Genomic DNA, 15,808 nt, shown 5'->3' with positions numbered 1-15,808 from the left:
GGAAAGTTTATCGTGTTGAAGGAAAAGCCTCAGAAACACTGAAACACTGAAATATAATTATTTTCACGCATCGTTGCTTCTTTGCGTCGTTGCGTGAAACCAGGAAAGTTTATCGTGTTAAAGGGAAAGCCACGGAAACACGGAAGTATTGTGGTTCCATTTTAACCGCAAAGCGCGCAAAGAATCCGCCAGGATACGCAATGGGAAATATCCGGCTATAAAGCCTTAGCGAACTTTGCGAAACCCTTGCGCGCTTTGCGGTTAAATCGAAATCGATCTCCAGGCCTGCCGCGTCGCCGCGAGAAAAGCCACAGAAGCGCAGCATACACAGAGGTTCTATTACATTCTTTGCATCCCGTTCCTTCCCGTTGTTGCACGAAATGGGCGCCACGAAGACCGGAAGGCACTAACAAACACGAAGCGGTATAGTGCATTGCGTGAAATCATTGCCGCCGTGGCAAACCGGCTTACAAACCCTTGAAAGGTGTAGCTGAAAAATACAGGCGGTAATCCCTGATCCGGCCGTTGGGATTGTCCTGCCGGGGCAGCAGTTTTAAACCGGCTATTTTATAGGCTTTACCCAGGTCTATCACTACCTGATGGGGATGTTTGGGGCTGCGGTCCTGCCATTCGGTGTGCCAGATGCTGGTAAACTGAAGATCAAAGAGGTTGGCCGCATTTCCATCGTCGCCACTCAGTTCCTCACTATCCGCATACAGCACTTTCCAGGCGCTGCGCGGGATCTCTTTCCCTTCTGTATCCATCAACTGGAGCTCAGCAGCGGAGGTATAGGGCTGGTTTTTAAATTCAGTCAACGCTTCCAGGCAAAAATACCTTGCAATTATGGGCTTAAAGCGCACCGTTTGCCATTCCTTGCTGTCTTCAAAGCTGCCGGTATGATAGGCCTGGGCAGCCGGTACCATCCATTTTTGAGCTGCTTTTTTATGACCAGCCGCACGCTTTTCAGTCACGGAATCCAGGATGGGTTGATCCAGTCCCCGGAGTTCGGGTTTAGGGGTGCCCTGCAGATCAAACACGACCACTTCGTTGATCCCTTTCTTCAGCCAGCAGCCCGGCAGGTACATGGTCTGCGTAGGCCCGATATTCCAGTAACGGCCCAGGCAAATGCCGTTTATCCATACCAGTCCTTTATTCCATTTCCGCAGATCGAGATAGGTATCTTTTAGTTCATTCACCCGGAAGGTTGCTTTATAAAAACCGGCCCCACCAGGCACCTGTCCCGCAAACGGTTCATATTTTACCGGAATGTTCACATCACCCAGGCGAATGGGATATTGTTTCCATTTCCCCAGTTCTTTCCTGGTTGTACCATTGTTCAATACAACAGGGCCGTGAATGCCTTTCCGGTCATGCATCAGGTGCCCGTAGTTTACCCGCCCGGTTGCCTCCACCAGTACCTGAAGTAACACGGTTTTGGAACGTGCCGGAATGCTGATATTAAAATTGCCCTTTCTCCGGTCCAGGGTTCCGATCTGCTGATTGTTTAGATATACTTGTGCATAGTCATGGATATCTGCAAACTGAAGCGTGGCCGCTCCACCGGCCGGCATCGAGGTCTGATACAGCACAGCACCATATCCCTGGTTCAGGTCTTCCATAAATAACACAGTATCCGACGCAACCGGATCCGGCAGGTTCTTCCACAATGGAGCTACCGCCGTAAAGTGCATGGGCGCCAAAGATTGCGCTGTTGCGGCCTGCGGTACATCCGGCAGGGTTTCTCCCGGTTGCAGGTATTTTCCCAGCAGTTCCCGGATTGCATAAAACTTGGCGGTGGGATTACCGGCTTCGTTAATGGGCGCATCATAATCGTAACTGCTGGTTTGTGGCAGGTACGGCGGAGCATTAGCACCCGAATAGGTACTAAAAGTAGTACCTCCGTGTGCCATATAGATACTAAAGGACGCGTTATGATCCAGCATCCATTTCAGTTCATCAATCACTCGCTGGCTGGATCCGGTATGATGCGGGCGTCCCCAGCTATCGAACCAGCCGGGATAATATTCGGCGCACATCAGCGGCCCCTGTGCCTGCACTTCGCGCAACGCTTTAAAGCCGCTTTCGGGATTACCGCCAAAATTAACTGCCGCGAAAATATCGGTCCGCACATCATTCTTTAACTGAACGGGCCCGTCGCAGGTAAAGAAGGGAACCGTGAAGCCGGCTTCCTTCAGGTAATCACGGATCAACCCGATGTACTCCCGGTCGGAACCAAAACTTCCATACTCATTTTCCACCTGCACCATCAGGATATTGCCGCCTTTATTGATCTGCAGGGGCGCCAGCTGTTTACCCACTTCGAGCAGGTAGCGCTTGCAGGCTTCCAGATACTGCGGATGTTGCGTGCGCACACGCATCGTTTTATCTTTCAGCAGCCACCAGGGAAATCCACCAAACTCCCATTCTGCACAGGAATAAGGTCCTGGCCGCAGGATCACATACAAACCTTCCTGCTGTGCCATCCGGCAGAACTCAGCAGCATCAGCCTGCCCGGTCCAGTTAAACTGCCCGGGTTCCCGCTCCGTAAAGTTCCAGAAAAGATAGGCGCATACAGTATTCAACCCCATGGCTTTTGCCATTTTTAACCGGTGCCGCCAGTAATCCCTGGGAATACGGGTATAATGCATTTCCCCGCAACGGATCACAAAGGGTTGGTTATTTAATAAAAAGCGGGTATCACCAATGGCAAATGAGGCCTGGTCGTTTTGTGCGGCAGCTCCGTATTGCAGGAGCAAAGACACACACACGAGCATCAGACCGCGGCCGAATCTTCTGTAGCGGTACATGGAAAAGGGAACGTATTAAATTATAATCTTTTGATCTTGATATTGCGGAACCAAACCGTATTGCCATGGTCCTGCAATCCGATACGGCCTGATTTAAAAGCAGCAAAATCCGGAAGATTTTTAAACTTGCTTCCGGCAACCAGTGCACGCCAGTTATCATCCCACATATGGGTATCAATAATATGAACACCATTCAGGAAGAAATCCAGTTTGCCATTCAAACTTTTAATCACCACATGGTTCCACTCACCCACGGCTTTTACCGGTTCGCTGCTGCTTTTGATAATATCGTACAGGTCACCTGCCCGGTGCTTGGTGATCTTCCCGTCCGGATGCCCGTCGTTATCCAGGATCTGCATTTCAGGCCCGGTATACCACATGTATTTATACTTTTCTTTATTGTCGATCACATAAAGACAAACACCGCTGTTTCCTTTTTGAGAGATCTTCCAGTCGAGCTGCAGCTCAAAATTCCCATACTCCTCATCACTAACTAAGTCGCCTCTCCCGTCTTTAGCATCCCCATCCAGTTGCAGGGTGCCATCTACCGCCTGCCAGGCTGTACCCGGGGCCGTGGCGCCGTAGGTATGCCAGCCGGTCGTGGTTTTGCCATCAAACAGCAGCTTCCAGCCGGCGGCTTTTTCTTTTTTACTAAGTGTGTTAGCCGGCGCTTCGTTTGACTGGCCATGCTTCTGGCCCGAGCAGGAATATGCCGACAGGCCAAGCACTGCAGCAATCAAAAAGGTTTTTGTCATAATCAAGGTTTAATGAGGTTATTTTTTTAACAGCAGGATGTATTTTACCATGGTCTTTGCATCAGCCTCAGACACATTCGGATGCGGGGTCATGGGTACTTCACCCCAAACACCACTACCACCTGAAATTACTTTTTGCGCCAGCTTCGTAATGGTAGCATCGTCGGCTCCCGCATATTTATTGGCTACATCGCGGTAGGCAGGTCCGGTTAATTTTTCGTCGATCTTATGACAGGTGATACACTGGTACTGCCCCACCAGCGCCAGGCCTGCCTGATAATCCGGATTGGCAGACGCATCATCTTTCTTTTCGGTTGCCGTTGTTTCCGAACCGGCACCTTCCGGTTTCTTTTCCGCTCCCCCGCCACATGCGGCAGCTATAGCCGCCACGATAACCGCAGATAAAATAACTTTCTTCATGTTCTGTGTATTTGTTTGATTTTTTTTATAAAGATATTAATTGATCCCTAAAACTTTCCGATTTAATGCATCATCTTTAACCGTAGCCGCAAAATCGTCAAATGCTTTTTCGGTAACCCGGATGATGTGCTCTTTGATAAACTGCGCGCCTTCTCTTGCGCCATCCTCCGGATGCTTCAGGCAGCACTCCCATTCCATTACGGCCCATCCTTTAAAATCATACTCGGCCAGCTTGGAAAAGATCGTTTTAAAATCCACCTGGCCATCTCCCGGACTGCGATACCGTCCGGCGCGCTTCAGCCAGGGCTGGTACCCCCCGAAAGCGCCCTTCCTGCCGGTAGGATTGAATTCCGAATCCTTTACGTGAAACGCCTTGATGCGCTCATGAAAGATATCGATATACTCAATATAATCGAGGCATTGCAACACAAAATGTGAGGGATCATACAACAGGCAGGCTCGCGGATGATTGTTTACTTTCTCCAGGAACATTTCATACGTATCTCCGTCGAACAGATCTTCACCCGGGTGAATCTCATAGCAAACATCCACCCCGCATTCGTCAAAATAATCCAGGATCGGGGTCCAGCGTTTGGCCAGTTCTGTAAAACCTTCTTCTACCAGCCCGGCAGGCCGCTGGGGCCAGGGATGGAAGGTATGCCATAATAAAGAACCGCTAAACGTTGCATGAGCATTCAGTCCCAGGTTCTGCGACGCTTTTGCACCATATTTCATTTGCTGAATCGCCCACTCGGTACGTGCTTTAGGATTGTTCCGTACGGCCTCCGGGGCAAAAGAATCGAATAAAAGGTCATAGGCGGGATGCACCGCCACCAGTTGCCCCTGCAGGTGGGTCGACAGCTCAGTGATCTCCATTCCACATGCATTTACAATGCCCTTAATCTCGTCGGCATAGGTTTTACTTTCCGCGGCTTTTTGCAGGTCAATGAACTGATCATTGTTCGTGGGAATCTGTACCCCTTTAAAACCCAGGGAAGCGGCCCAGTTACAGATCGATTCCAGCGTATTAAAGGGCGCTTGATCGCCGGCAAACTGAGCCAGGAAAATACCAGGTCCTTTCAGCGTAGTCATATAATCGTTATTTGTTTTTAAAATATACCGGCTAAATGTACAAAACTTTCAAATAACCCAAAGTAGATTTTCAGGGTTAATATGTAATAAATACGCGAAGTCTCCGGACTGTATTAGTTTTGCGGACTTTTTAAAAAAAAGGGCAATGAGCACAAACAAAATAACAGCGGGTATAAAGCTGAAGAAAATGCGCTTCTGCTCCTATATCCTGTTCCCGTACTCCGCTGCGGCCGGGCATTTTCAGTATGCAAACAGTAACGCAAAAAAAAATCGTATAATTCATTTCAAGAATGAAAAAATAGTACATTTAGCCTCTGATAACTTTTAAACATTCAAAAATTAACGAAAGCATTGGTATGAAATCAATTCAACGCCCCCAATTATTTGTGGCAAGCTGTCTGGCACTCCTGGTTACCTCGCTATCCTTTGGAATACGAGCAGGTATATTAAATAAACTGGGGGTCGACTTTGGGTTGGACAAAGCAGAACTTGGTACCATTGCAGCCACCGCATTCTGGGGATTTCCCCTGGCAGTGATCATCGGTGGTATTGTGGTGGATGTGATCGGCATGAAACGCCTCCTGGTAGTGGCCTTTATTTTCCATCTGCTGGGGATTCTGTTAACGATCTTCTCCGGGAAGTTCGGGAACCCCTTCTGGGCATTATTCTTTTCTACCTTATTTATAGGTATTGCCAACGGAACCGTGGAAGCCGCCTGTAACCCGCTTGTTACGGCGCTTTACCCCGAAAATAAAACCACCAAACTGAACCATTTTCACTTATGGTTCCCCGGCGGCATCGTATTAGGTACACTTATTGTATATTTCTTCGATAAGGCAGCTTTGGGCTGGCAGGTGCAGGTAGGCGTTATGCTGATTCCTACACTGATCTACGGGTTTCTCTTCTCCAAACTCCAGTTTCCGGTTACCGAGCGCGTATCCAGCGGGGTTTCTACCAGCGAAATGTACCGGTCATTGGGTAATCCGCTGTTCATCTTTATGCTTATCTGCATGTTCGGAACAGCGATCACGGAATTGTTTACCGGCCAGTGGATCGATGTGCTGCTGCGTAATATCACCGATAATGCATTGCTGGTATTAACGGTATCTACCGGTGTGATGGTCATTGGCCGGGCTTTGGCCGGACCGATCGTAGAACGCCTGGCACCACAGGGCGTGCTGCTGATGTCGGCCATCGTGGCTACCATCGGGCTTTACCTGCTGGGCAATACATCAGGCAATATGATTTTTATAGGGGCCCTCATTTTTGGTGCGGGTGTATGCTATTTCTGGCCTACGATGCTGGGTTTTGTATCCGAATACCTTCCCAAAACAGGAGCCATCGGACTCAACCTGATGGGCGGGGCCGGGATGTTTGCTGTATCCATATACATGATGCTGATGGGCGGCGTATATGACCGGTTGATCGCAGAAAAACTGCCTGCAGGTGCCGACCTCAAGGCCTATAATGCGCCGGAGGCTACGCAGGAAATGAAGATTGCCCTTGCAGAAGCCAACAAAGCAGCAGGCCCCGAGATCATCAACTCCACACTCGTGATTCCGATCGTGCTGATCGTAGCGTTTATTGGCCTGAACATCTATACCCGAAATAAAAACAAACAACTTCAGACTGCCTGACCGGTAATATTCAAACCTTATATTCTTTACTAATTTTAAACAATCCTTCTAAAGCAGTTATATGAAATCATCCGTAAAAGTCCAGTTATCGGTTATGATGTTCCTGGAGTTTTTTATCTGGGGCGCCTGGTTTGTAACATTGGGTACCTACCTGGGAACAAACTTAAAAGCAGACGGCCTGGATATTGCAAAAGTATTTTCCACCCAATCTTACGGAGCCATTATTGCCCCCTTTATTATCGGGTTAATCGCTGACCGTTTTTTTAACGCCGAAAGAATCCTCGGGCTTTTGCATATTGCCGGAGCCATCCTGATGTATATGATGTACAAGTCTAACGATGTAAGTGTATTTTATCCCTATACCTTTGGCTATATGATCGTATATATGCCTACTCTGGCATTAGTGAATTCGGTTTCCTTCCGCCAGATGAGCAATCCGGAAAAACAGTTCTCCAATATCCGGGTTTTTGGTACCATCGGCTGGATCCTGGCGGGTTTGCTGATCAGCTGGCTCAAATGGGATGAGGTGCAAAACAATACCACGAATGGTACGTTAAGAAACACCTTCCTGATGGCTTCTGTTGCTGCTGGTGTATTGGGACTCTTCAGCTTTACCCTTCCCAAAACACCTCCTAAAAAAGCGCAGGGAAATGCCAGCGTTTCACAGATCCTTGGACTGGATGCGCTTAAATTATTAAAGGACCCGAACTTCCTGATCTTTTTCCTTGCCTCCATCGCTATCTGTATTCCGCTTGCTTTCTATTATCAAAATGCCAACCCCTTCCTTACAGGCATCGGGCTTGAAAATGCCACTGGTATGATGGCATTCGGCCAGGTATCCGAAGCATTGTTTATTTTATTGTTACCGGTGTTCTTTAAACGTTTTGGGTTTAAGAATACCATTCTTGTAGGGATGCTCGCATGGGTCGTTCGTTATATCTTATTTGCATATGGCAATTCCGGTGAACTGGCTTTTATGCTGATTGCCGGAATTGTGCTGCATGGAGTATGTTACGACTTCTTCTTTGTATCCGGGCAGATCTATACTGATGCAAAAGCTGGTGAACAATATAAAAGTTCGGCTCAGGGATTGATTACACTGGCCACCTATGGTGTAGGGATGCTGATCGGTTTCTGGGTAGCAGGTTTTATATCCGAGCATTATAAAACAGCAGCAGGCACGCCTGAATGGAAAATGGTATGGCTGGTTCCGGCAGGGATTGCGGCCGTGGTAATGGTCTTATTCATATTACTTTTCAGGGATAAATCAAAAGCTGCAGCATTACCTCAATAGTCGTATGAAAAAGACATCCCGCAGAAAAGCGATCCAAACAATTGCCATCACAGCAGCCCTGGCCGGTAATGTTTCCGGCTGGAGCTCGGTTTTAAAGAACAATAAAAAGAACATGAGTTTAAAAGGGAATATTAATCACAGCGTATGCCGGTGGACCTACGGAAATCTTTCACTGGAACAACTTTGCCTTAATGTAAAAGAACTGGGATTTGCGGCCATTGACCTGGTAGGGCCCAAAGACTGGGATACACTAAAGAAACACGGCATTTACTCCAGCATGTGTAACGGTGCCGAGATCAACCTCGTAGATGGCTGGAACGAGCCTAACTTTCACAGCACCCTGATAAAAAACTATACCGAGCATATTGAATATGTAGCAAAAGCCGGTTATAAAAATCTGATCTGTTTCAGCGGTAACCGGCGGGGCATGGATGATGAAACCGGTCTGAAAAATTGTGTGCAGGGATTGAAAAAGATCCTGCAGCATGCAGAAAAACACAATGTAACCCTGGTTATGGAACTGCTGAACAGCAAGGTAGATCATCATGATTATATGTGCGATCACAGTGCATGGGGCGTAGAGCTTTGCAAGCGTTTAGGATCGGAGCATTTCAAACTGCTTTACGATATTTATCACATGCAGATCGATGAAGGAAATGTGATTGCCAATATCCGGTCCTATCACTCCTACTTTACCCATTATCATACGGCAGGTGTTCCGGGCAGGCATGAACTGAATGAGCTGCAGGAACTAAATTATCCCGCTATTATGAAAGCCATTGCGGCAACCGGCTTTAAAGGATATGTGGCTCAGGAATTTATTCCAACAGGAAAAACGGATGAAGAACGCAAACAGGCGCTAAAAGATGCCATCCTGCTATGTGATGTTTAAACCCGCTAAACGTATAATTATGTATAATAGAAAAGAATTTTTAAAACGGTCGGGGGGCGCCGCGCTTGGTCTGATGCTGGGCTCAACACTGAATGCCGCCTGCACTCCCTCTTCCCGCATGAAGGCTGCCGGCAGTATTAAGGCCCCGGGAATACAGCTTTACAGCCTGAGAGACGACCTGCCTAAAGACCCGAAAGGCATCCTGAAACAGCTCGCCGCCTTTGGTTATAAAGAAATCGAGAGCTATGAAGGTGCGCAGGGAATGTTCTGGGGCATGGGGCATAAAGGATTTAAAGCCTATATGGATGAACTGGGTATGAAGATCGTGAGCAGCCACTGTGATTTCAGGACCGACTTTGAACGCAAGGCAGCAGAAGCCGCAGCAATTGGTATGCGCTACCTGATTTGTCCGTATGTAGGTCCGCAGAAAACCCTTGATGAATATAAAAAACTAGCCGACGAATTCAATATGGCGGGTGAAATCTGCAAGAAGAACGGAATCCGCTTTGCCTACCATAACCATGATTACAGTTTCCGCCAGCAGGAAGGACAATATCCCCAGGATATTTTTATGCAGCACACGGACCAAAGTCTGATGGACTATGAAATGGATATTTACTGGGTGGTTACAGCAGGACAGGATCCCGTGGCCTGGTTGAAGAAATACAACGGCCGGTTTAAGCTTTGCCATGTAAAAGACCGGAAAAAAGGCGCCGTGCCACAAAAAGGAGAGCCGAATTTAAGTGTGATCGTGGGTACCGGCTCCATCGATTTTAAAACGATCCTGGCAGCTGCCCGTGCTGCGGGAATGGAGCATTATATCCTGGAACAGGAAGCTTATGAAAAAGCGCCGATTGAATGTGTGAAGGAAGGAGCCGCTTACTTGAATAAGCTGGTCTTTTAGCGTAAACCAAATCATCTATATCAAAAAAAACCGGCCTTTCAGCCGGTTTTTTCATGTACTTAATAAGATGATGATTCAATAAACAATTACGGATGCACCGGTGGTGCCGTGTTCTTGGCCAGACGGTCAATCTTCACCATATCATCTACTACATTTGCAGCCTGGTTCAGATAAATGTCTTCGCTCAGTACTTTTAACCACTGCTTTGCTCTTTCTGCTTTGCTTTTGTCATTGGCAAATTTATTGGCCTCCGCTGGTATAAGGGCCACATCCATTTTATTTTTTAATTTTTGTGCGGCATTCATCTGGTCTGATTTTTCCTTGATCGCCTTCCGCTCCTGGCGATAGCTTTCGATATTCAGCGAGCTCTCATCATTTTCGCGTACCAGCCACTGGCTGTTCGCCTTGATCACTTTGAATGAAGAATCTGCCTTCAGCCGCTGTTCGCTCAGGGACTTTATTTCCGGCAGGTTCCAGGCGCTTTTCCAGGGCATGTAATTAGCCCGCTTAATTTCATCGTAAGGTAATGCATCCTTATTATCCTTTTCTTTCATCTTCAGCACATCCATGTAGCTGGGTAACACGATGTCGGACTCCACTCCCTTTAATTGCGTAGAGCCCCCGCTTACCCGGTAAAATTTCTGGAGGGTCAGTTTTATGGTTCCCAGGTCCGACTCTCCATAAGTAATTCCGTTTTTAGCATCCAGGCCAAAATTGCGCTGCACGGTTCCTTTACCAAAAGTAGAGGTGCCTCCAATGATCACACCTCTGCCATAATCCTGTATGGCAGCCGCAAATATTTCAGAAGCAGAAGCACTGAATTCATTCACCATCACCGCCAGCGGGCCGTCATACAGCACTGACTCGTCTTTTACATCCAGCACCTCAGCCGGGTTCACGCGGCCTTTTACCTGCACCACGGGGCCGTTCCCAACAAAAAGACCCACCATCTTTACCACATCATATAACGAACCGCCGCCATTGTAACGCAGATCGATGATGATGCCGTCAACCTTGGCATCTTTTAGTTTTTGTACTTCTTTCGCCACATCCAGGTAACTGCGGCGACCATTCGGATCATCAAATGCGGCATAGAACTCAGGCAGGTAAATAATACCTACTTTAGTATGTTTTACCGGGTCATTGATTACGGCACTTCTGGCATAGGTATCAAAATCATTCTCAATTTTTTCCCTTTTCAGGCTTACTACTTTTACTACGCCGTCAGCTTTCCGTACGGTGAGTTTTACAATCGTGCCTTCTTTACCTCGGATCAGCTTCACTGCATCCTGTACGTTATATCCCATCAGGTCTTCCGCCGGACCATCGCCCTGCGCTACCTTAGTGATGATATCGCCGCTCTGTAGTTGTCCGGATTTTTCCGCCGGACTTCCGGCATTCAGTGAGGTGATCTTTATCTTACCATCCACCTGCTGCAGTGCCGCCCCAATGCCAAAGAATACCCCGCTCATCTCCTCATCAAAATACCGCCTGTCCACTGGAGCCATAAAACTCGTATGGGGATCCATCGTATTAGCGATATCATTCATAAACATATCAAACTTATCTTCATCACGGTACTTTGCCTTATAGCGTTCAAACAACCGCCCGATCACGGTATCGGTACGACTGCGCGCCTGCTTTTCCAGCTCTGCATCGCTCTTTACCGCATAGCCTTTTTGATTTTTATTGGCACTTCTTTCATCGAGCAGGTCTACATACCGTTCCAGTGCCAGGTATTTCAGCTTCTTCCTCCAGCGATCCTGGCGCTCGGCGCCGCTGGCCGGGTACTGTAGTTTATCTGCATTGAGGGTGATGGATTCATTTACTGAAAAATCAAATGGTTTTGCAAGAATGGTCTGGCTCCATCCGGCTGTTTCACGGATCCTCCTGTCAAAAACAGCAGAGATCGCCAGGAAGCTTTGCACCGGCGCTCCTTTTATTTCATCATCGATCCGGGTAGCATACAATGCGGCCAGCGAATCATAATCGGATTTAAGAAACACATTCTTTTCAAAATCGAGATCATCGATAAACTTGTCGAACACTTTCTTTGAAAAGTTATCATCAATATTCTGGGGGCTGAAATGCCCTTGTACCAGGAGCTGCCCCACCAGTCCCATGATCTGCTCGTACTTACCCGGAGGTGTACGTGCAACGGATGATTTAAATGCAAAAAAAGAACCCGTCAACAATATAATCAACAGTACAAAAGGTAATCTTTTCATATTCAATATATACTTTAACAAACCACGCATTTCCCAAAAATAATATTTTAAAACGACGACTTACGTATTTCGTTATTTTTTTTAAGACAATAAATTGATAAAATTTCCTATTAAAATTACGTCAATAAAAATATTTGCTGTCAAATAAATAATTTCTTGCCGTTTATATTCCTTTTTTATTTACATTTGCAGCCCTGTTAATGGTGGCTATAGCTCAGTTGGTTAGAGCATCAGATTGTGGTTCTGAGGGTCGCCGGTTCGAACCCGGTTAGCCACCCTGATCAAACCCCGAATCCTTATTCGGGGTTTTTTTGTAAGCACCCCGCGACAAATTTATTTTATGTCTTATTGCTTATTGCTCCTTCTTCCTGTTTCGGCCCTCACTGGTTGGTTGCTGCATATGGCAGCGGGCAATTATTTTCTGAACCGGTACCTTCCCCGCCAGGACGAACAGCTGGCTGCAAAAGCGGGCCAATGGGCCGGTGAACTGGTTGGTCAGTCCTTTAATATTGAACAAAAAGTTAGCGACCCGGCCCTTATCGAAAAAGCCATGCCGGCCATCGAGCAACACATTGACGACTTTTTAAACGTGAAGCTCAAAGAAGAGATCCCAATGCTGGCGATGTTCATCGGCAATAAGACCACCGACAAGGTAAAGGAGGTATTTATAAATCAATTGAAAATCCTGTTTCCCCAGGTAATGCTCCAGATCGCCGGCAATCTGAAAACATCGCTGAATCCGGAACAGATCGTCATCCGGCAGTTGAAACAACAGCCCATATCCTCCCTTGTTAAGAAACAGGCCGCTGCACCGCTCCGTAGGTACCGCAACGCAGGCTTGCTTTTCGGGCTGGCCATCGGGCTGGTAAACCTGGTTATTTTTTACCTGGTTTGCTGATGGCTCATGGCGTTATAGCAGCGCGGCTGCTTTTTTTTGTCCCGTAACAAGTATTCTATTATTTAACCGTCTAACGCACTAAAAGTAATTTTGATGAAAAGACAACTCTTCCTGGGGCTGATGCTCTTACTAACAATAGGAATCAATGCGCAGAATGGCCAGATGCCCACAGGATCACTTTACGGGAAAGTGGTAGACTCCGCCACCGGCAAGGGTATCGACGCTGCATCCATCCAGCTGTTGCTGGTAAAAAAGGACTCTGCTACCGGTCAAAACAAAACCACGGTTGTTACCGGGATGCTGACGAAAGCCAACGGGGAATTCCGCCTGGAAGGCGTGCCGGCAATCGGACGATACCTGCTGGAAATTACCGGTATCGGCTACGTTGCCTATCGAAAGCCCTTTTCTTTTATTGATCCCACCAAACTCAAACAAGGCAACCGGGATATGGCCTCCCTGCTGGGCAACCTGGACAAGGACCTGGGCAATATCAAACTGGGCATTGACAATCAAACACTTTCTGCTGTTACTGTAACCGGCTCCAAGCCATCCGTAAGTTTGGGTATCGACCGTAAGGTTTACAACGTGGAAAATAACCTGATGGCGGCTGGTGGTACCGCAACCGATCTGCTGAAGAATATTCCCTCGGTAAACGTGGATATCGACGGTAATATCAGCATCCGCAACAGCAGCCCCCAGATTTTTGTAGACGGGCGCCCTACTACGCTTACACTGGATCAGATCCCCTCCGACCAGATCGAAAGCGTTGAAGTGATCACCAATCCCTCGGCCAAGTACGATGCATCCGGCGGAACTGCCGGTATCCTGAATATCGTGCTGAAAAAAACCAAACGGGTCGGTTACAGCGGTAACGTTAGAGCCGGCATCGATCAGCGGGGAAAAACCAATTTCGGAGGCAATATCAATATCCGGCAGGGCAAATTCAATGTATTTGCCAATGCAAACTACGGTCAGCGGAAATCCATTTCTGATGGTACCACTACAAGAACAACATATTTAAAAGATACCACCCTGCAATTGCTGCAAAACGATCATAATATCGGAGAAGGAACCTTTATGTTCGGCAGGGCCGGGTTTGATTATTTCCTGGATAACCGTAACACCATTACCGTTTCCGGAATGGGCGTGAAAGGAAAGTTCAATAACTATACCGGCAGCGACCTGTTTGTAGACACAGTGGTTGGCAACAATGCAACACATTCCAGGACGATCCGGGAATCCAACGGCAATTTCAGTTTCCGCAATCTCGGAGGAAGCCTTGGTTACGTGCATAATTTTCCAAAAACCGGGCACCAGCTTACGGCAGATTTTAATTATAACAAAAGCCGGAATGACAACAATACGGCAATTGGCAACCGCATTTTTGACCAGGCTTCCGGACCGCAAACCCGGAGTTTCAACCAGCAGCAATTGGGAAACGGGAATAACCAACGGATGACGGCACAGGCCGATTATACCAATCCCCTTTCCGATAAATCGAAACTGGAAGCAGGGGTTCGTATGAACCAGTCCAAAGTGGCCAGTGTTAACAATATGTACTATATACAGGCAAACGGCTCTTCCATCTTACAACCGCTTCTGTCTTCGCAGTTCAACTATAAAGACATGGTACTGGCGGCTTACGGAAATTTTTCCAGTAAGATCGGCGACCGGTTTGGCTACCAGCTGGGCTTAAGGGTTGAAAGCTCTAATTATGACGGTACTGTTCTCACAAACGGAACCAACCAGCACTTCAGCATCAAATATCCCATTAGTTTATTTCCGAGTGTGTTCCTGAGTCAGAAGCTCAATGACCAGCAGGATCTGCAATTGAACTACAGCCGGCGCATCAACCGGCCGGGCTTTTTCCAGTTATTTCCCTTTATCGACTATTCGGATTCACTCAACCTTAACAAAGGGAATCCCAACCTCAAACCCGAGTTCACGAATTCGTTTGAGCTGTCTTATTCCAACAACTTCAACCGGAACAACAGCCTGATCCTTTCGGTATATTACAAACACACTGCCGGTCTCATCACCCGGTACCAATCGCCCGATATACATCCCATCGATAACCGCCAGATCCTGGTCAATACATTCATCAATGCCAATTCCAGCTTTGTAGGAGGATTTGAGGCCGTTGGTAAAAATAAGCTGACGCCCTGGTGGGACCTGACCAGTAACGTAAACATCTATACATCGAAGATTACAATCGATGATCCGACGATTCCAACCGCAGACCAGCTCTATAGCTGGTTCGGAAAAATCAACAACGACTTTAAACTGCCGGCGAACTTTACATTGCAGCTGTCCGGTGATTATAATTCTAAAACCGTGCTGGCGCCGGGCGGCAGCAGCAGCAATAATTCCGGAGGCGGTGGTCGCGGCTTTATGGGCGGTACCGTAAGCGGTAATGCCCAGGGATATACCATGCCCAATTATGGTATTGACGCCGCTTTAAAGTACGAGTTCTTAAAAGGCAAGGCGGCCTCGGTTACGCTGAGCGTAAACGATCTCTTTAAAACGCGGAAAAACGATATCTATACCAGCTCCGGCTTTTTCGACCAGCACCAGGTACGTACCCGCGACCAGCAGTTTTTCCGGTTGAACTTTGCCTACCGCTTCGGAAAATTCGATGCGTCCCTGTTCAAACGCAAGAACATGAAAGGCGAGCAGGAAAGCATGCAGAGCGGTATGCAGGGCATGGGCGGACAGTAGGAATATCGAATATAAAATAATAAATAAAGAATGTAGAAGCAGGATCTTGTTCCTGCACCGGATTACCGGGCGGTTCCCGTTTAAGGTTTAAGGCTTCACGTTAGGCTCATGTTGCGCCTGGAGCAGACGCTCCGCTCCCGGTTCCGGCAACATCCGGATCGAA

The 15,808-nt window shown here is 47.6% G+C and carries 11 protein-coding genes and 1 tRNA gene; 7 read left to right on the top strand and 5 right to left on the bottom strand.

Annotated elements, in window-relative coordinates; translation table 11 throughout:
- Window positions 1-467: 467 nt before the first annotated feature.
- The 4 genes from LL912_RS04025 to LL912_RS04010 are packed head-to-tail and all read right to left on the bottom strand — an operon-like array spanning window position 468 to window position 5,074.
- On the bottom strand, window positions 468-2,807 hold the full coding sequence (locus tag LL912_RS04025) for a beta-galactosidase (protein WP_235552272.1): 2,340 nt from the start codon (window positions 2,805-2,807) through the stop codon (window positions 468-470).
- Window positions 2,808-2,827: 20 nt separating this feature from the next.
- Window positions 2,828-3,562, bottom strand: a complete 735-nt coding sequence (locus tag LL912_RS04020) for a 3-keto-disaccharide hydrolase (protein ID WP_235552271.1) — start codon at window positions 3,560-3,562, stop codon at window positions 2,828-2,830.
- An 18-nt stretch (window positions 3,563-3,580) separates the two neighbouring features.
- A complete protein-coding gene (locus LL912_RS04015; protein WP_235552270.1) occupies window positions 3,581-3,982 on the bottom strand; it encodes a c-type cytochrome in 402 nt (133 codons plus the stop codon).
- Between the two features lie 36 nt (window positions 3,983-4,018).
- The gene (locus LL912_RS04010; protein ID WP_235552269.1) at window positions 4,019-5,074 is read right to left on the bottom strand and encodes a sugar phosphate isomerase/epimerase family protein; all 1,056 of its coding nucleotides are present in this window, start codon (window positions 5,072-5,074) and stop codon (window positions 4,019-4,021) included.
- A 356-nt stretch (window positions 5,075-5,430) separates the two neighbouring features.
- Here LL912_RS04010 and LL912_RS04005 point away from each other — a divergent pair, with 356 nt between their 5' ends.
- The 4 genes from LL912_RS04005 to LL912_RS03990 all read left to right on the top strand — a co-directional run bounded on the left by LL912_RS04005 (window position 5,431) and on the right by LL912_RS03990 (window position 9,801).
- On the top strand, window positions 5,431-6,711 hold the full coding sequence (locus LL912_RS04005; RefSeq protein ID WP_235552268.1) for an MFS transporter: 1,281 nt from the start codon (window positions 5,431-5,433) through the stop codon (window positions 6,709-6,711).
- Between the two features lie 61 nt (window positions 6,712-6,772).
- The gene (locus LL912_RS04000) at window positions 6,773-8,005 is read left to right on the top strand and encodes a nucleoside permease (protein ID WP_235552267.1); all 1,233 of its coding nucleotides are present in this window, start codon (window positions 6,773-6,775) and stop codon (window positions 8,003-8,005) included.
- A 4-nt stretch (window positions 8,006-8,009) separates the two neighbouring features.
- Window positions 8,010-8,897, top strand: coding sequence for a hydroxypyruvate isomerase family protein (locus tag LL912_RS03995; protein WP_235552266.1), 888 nt, complete (start codon window positions 8,010-8,012; stop codon window positions 8,895-8,897).
- A gap of 19 nt (window positions 8,898-8,916) precedes the next feature.
- A complete protein-coding gene (locus LL912_RS03990; RefSeq protein WP_235552265.1) occupies window positions 8,917-9,801 on the top strand; it encodes a sugar phosphate isomerase/epimerase family protein in 885 nt (294 codons plus the stop codon).
- 86 nt (window positions 9,802-9,887) lie between these two features.
- Here the strand turns inward: LL912_RS03990 and LL912_RS03985 are convergent, their stop codons facing one another.
- Window positions 9,888-12,029: a carboxy terminal-processing peptidase gene (locus LL912_RS03985; RefSeq protein WP_235552264.1), complete on the bottom strand. Its 2,142-nt coding sequence runs from the start codon at window positions 12,027-12,029 to the stop codon at window positions 9,888-9,890.
- 203 nt (window positions 12,030-12,232) lie between these two features.
- Between LL912_RS03985 and LL912_RS03980 the strand changes: the two genes are divergently transcribed.
- From LL912_RS03980 to LL912_RS03970, 3 genes are all read left to right on the top strand, one after another.
- Window positions 12,233-12,306, top strand: a tRNA-His gene (locus LL912_RS03980).
- Between the two features lie 63 nt (window positions 12,307-12,369).
- On the top strand, window positions 12,370-12,927 hold the full coding sequence (locus LL912_RS03975) for a hypothetical protein (protein WP_235552263.1): 558 nt from the start codon (window positions 12,370-12,372) through the stop codon (window positions 12,925-12,927).
- 93 nt (window positions 12,928-13,020) lie between these two features.
- On the top strand, window positions 13,021-15,645 hold the full coding sequence (locus tag LL912_RS03970) for a TonB-dependent receptor (RefSeq protein WP_235552262.1): 2,625 nt from the start codon (window positions 13,021-13,023) through the stop codon (window positions 15,643-15,645).
- Window positions 15,646-15,808: the final 163 nt, after the last annotated feature.

The organism is Niabella agricola, assembly GCF_021538615.1.
Taxonomy (GTDB): domain Bacteria; phylum Bacteroidota; class Bacteroidia; order Chitinophagales; family Chitinophagaceae; genus Niabella; species Niabella agricola.
The sequence above is the reverse complement of the archived record's forward strand: the minus strand, read 5'-3'. Positions and strand labels throughout refer to the sequence as shown.

Bases quoted from the DNA above. Each gene is read 5' to 3' on its own strand.
- LL912_RS04025 (WP_235552272.1), bottom strand. From the start codon at position 2,807: ATGTACCGCTACAGAAGATTCGGCCGCGGTCTGATGCTCGTGTGTGTG.
- LL912_RS04020 (WP_235552271.1), bottom strand. From the start codon at position 3,562: ATGACAAAAACCTTTTTGATTGCTGCAGTGCTTGGCCTGTCGGCATAT.
- LL912_RS04015 (WP_235552270.1), bottom strand. From the start codon at position 3,982: ATGAAGAAAGTTATTTTATCTGCGGTTATCGTGGCGGCTATAGCTGCC.
- LL912_RS04010 (WP_235552269.1), bottom strand. From the start codon at position 5,074: ATGACTACGCTGAAAGGACCTGGTATTTTCCTGGCTCAGTTTGCCGGC.
- LL912_RS04005 (WP_235552268.1), top strand. From the start codon at position 5,431: ATGAAATCAATTCAACGCCCCCAATTATTTGTGGCAAGCTGTCTGGCA.
- LL912_RS04000 (WP_235552267.1), top strand. From the start codon at position 6,773: ATGAAATCATCCGTAAAAGTCCAGTTATCGGTTATGATGTTCCTGGAG.
- LL912_RS03995 (WP_235552266.1), top strand. From the start codon at position 8,010: ATGAAAAAGACATCCCGCAGAAAAGCGATCCAAACAATTGCCATCACA.
- LL912_RS03990 (WP_235552265.1), top strand. From the start codon at position 8,917: ATGTATAATAGAAAAGAATTTTTAAAACGGTCGGGGGGCGCCGCGCTT.
- LL912_RS03985 (WP_235552264.1), bottom strand. From the start codon at position 12,029: ATGAAAAGATTACCTTTTGTACTGTTGATTATATTGTTGACGGGTTCT.
- LL912_RS03975 (WP_235552263.1), top strand. From the start codon at position 12,370: ATGTCTTATTGCTTATTGCTCCTTCTTCCTGTTTCGGCCCTCACTGGT.
- LL912_RS03970 (WP_235552262.1), top strand. From the start codon at position 13,021: ATGAAAAGACAACTCTTCCTGGGGCTGATGCTCTTACTAACAATAGGA.